3 protein-coding genes are annotated in these 1549 nt (G+C 61.5%); 1 reads left to right on the top strand and 2 read right to left on the bottom strand.

Annotated features, from left to right (window positions below; all coding sequences use genetic code 11):
* A partial coding sequence (locus CQY20_RS33740) for an IS30 family transposase (RefSeq protein ID WP_109789712.1) occupies positions 1 to 255 on the top strand: 255 nt, incomplete at its 5' end.
* Between the two features lie 42 nt (positions 256 to 297).
* Here the strand turns inward: CQY20_RS33740 and CQY20_RS33735 are convergent.
* Together CQY20_RS33735 and CQY20_RS33730 are read right to left on the bottom strand one after the other, a co-directional pair.
* Positions 298 to 1113: a type IV toxin-antitoxin system AbiEi family antitoxin gene (locus CQY20_RS33735; RefSeq protein ID WP_109789790.1), complete on the bottom strand. Its 816-nt coding sequence runs from the start codon at positions 1111 to 1113 to the stop codon at positions 298 to 300.
* A gap of 181 nt (positions 1114 to 1294) precedes the next feature.
* Positions 1295 to 1549: IS30 family transposase (locus CQY20_RS33730; protein ID WP_109789712.1), on the bottom strand; the 255-nt coding region annotated here is incomplete at its 5' end.

The raw sequence follows: 1549 nt of genomic DNA, 5'->3' as shown, positions 1-1549 counted from the left end.
GAGCTCGATATCTACTTCTGCGATCCGCACTCGCCATGGCAACGCGGCAGTAACGAGAACACCAACGGGCTGCTGCGCCAATACTTTGCTAAAGGCACCGACCTATCAGTGTTCCCGGCCGACTACCTCGACTACGTTGCCGCCCAACTCAACACCCGACCCCGCAAAACCCTCGGCTGGAAGAAACCCGCTGAAGTCCTCGACGAGCTACTCTCAAACCCGCCAAAACCACCCGCTGTTGCATCCACTGCCTGAAATCGCCCAGAAAAGAGCGGACCTTAGCGTCTGCTCGGCGGGTCAACTCGCCAGTGCCTGACGGTCGAGGTGGTTGAAGATGCGCGCGACGAGGGCGGCCGGATAGCGGCGAACGTCATCGGAGACGATGGGCAGGACTGTGTAGCCGCACTCTTGCAGGCGCGCAGTCTTGCGCCGATCATGTTTGAACGCATCGGGGTTGGCGTGCCATTCCGCGCTGTCGTACTCGGCAACGAGCATGGATTCGGGCCATGCGAAGTCGACGCGCCAGAGCTCACCGCATAGGTCGACGATCTCGAATTGCAAGTCGGGCAATGGCACTCCGCCGTCGATCATGACCAGGCGCGCTTCACTTTCCATTGCAGATTCGGCTCGGCCGTCTGCGTGCACCACGAGTTCTCGCACTTTGACGATGCCGCGGCGGCCCTTCTGCTCCTCGATGGCGGCGGAGATTTCCTCGCGCGTGCACGCGCCGCAGTGCAATGCAGCGTCAAGGGTTGCCAATGCTCGCGGTCGCCGAAGCGTCCGAGCCACTTCGACCGCCGTCCACGCCGGCGCGGTCGCGAGTCTGCCCCTGACCCGCTGCAACGGCGCACCGACACGCTGGTGAACCATCAGGCCAGCCGTCGGTCGCATGCGCACACCGGGATCGAGGATATGGACCTTGCTGCGTCCTTCGGTGTCGAAGCCGTAGAGTGCTGCGGCCGTGCCCATGCAGGCGACAATCCGTTCGGCAGCGACAAGATCGAGGCCTGCCAAGCGTGCGAAAAGATCTGGCGCATTAGGCGCATACACACCTCTCCAAACACGAACAATCGCACCGGTTTTGAGGTGGTACGCCAGCGCTCTACGTGACATCACCGTGCGCAGTTGCTCGGCCGTGGCCACTCCGCCGTTGGCTTGGAAGACCTCTTCGACCGACACTCTTTCGATAATGTCGGCCGTGCGCACTTGGGCCAATACCCCGCAGAGGATCTGTGGATAACGGCCCATTCCTCAGCGCGAGCAGACGCTAAGGTCCGCTCTTTTCTGGGCGATTTCAGGCAGTGGATGCAACAGCGGGTGGTTTTGGCGGGTTTGAGAGTAGCTCGTCGAGGACTTCAGCGGGTTTCTTCCAGCCGAGGGTTTTGCGGGGTCGGGTGTTGAGTTGGGCGGCAACGTAGTCGAGGTAGTCGGCCGGGAACACTGATAGGTCGGTGCCTTTAGCAAAGTATTGGCGCAGCAGCCCGTTGGTGTTCTCGTTACTGCCGCGTTGCCATGGCGAGTGCGGATCGCAGAAGTAGATATCGAGCTC

Origin of the sequence: Mycolicibacterium agri, from assembly GCF_002553505.1 — a bacterium.
GTDB classification, from domain to species: Bacteria; Actinomycetota; Actinomycetes; order Mycobacteriales; family Mycobacteriaceae; genus Mycobacterium; species Mycobacterium agri.
Note: the sequence above shows the minus strand (reverse complement) of the source record. Positions and strands in the feature narration are given on the sequence as shown.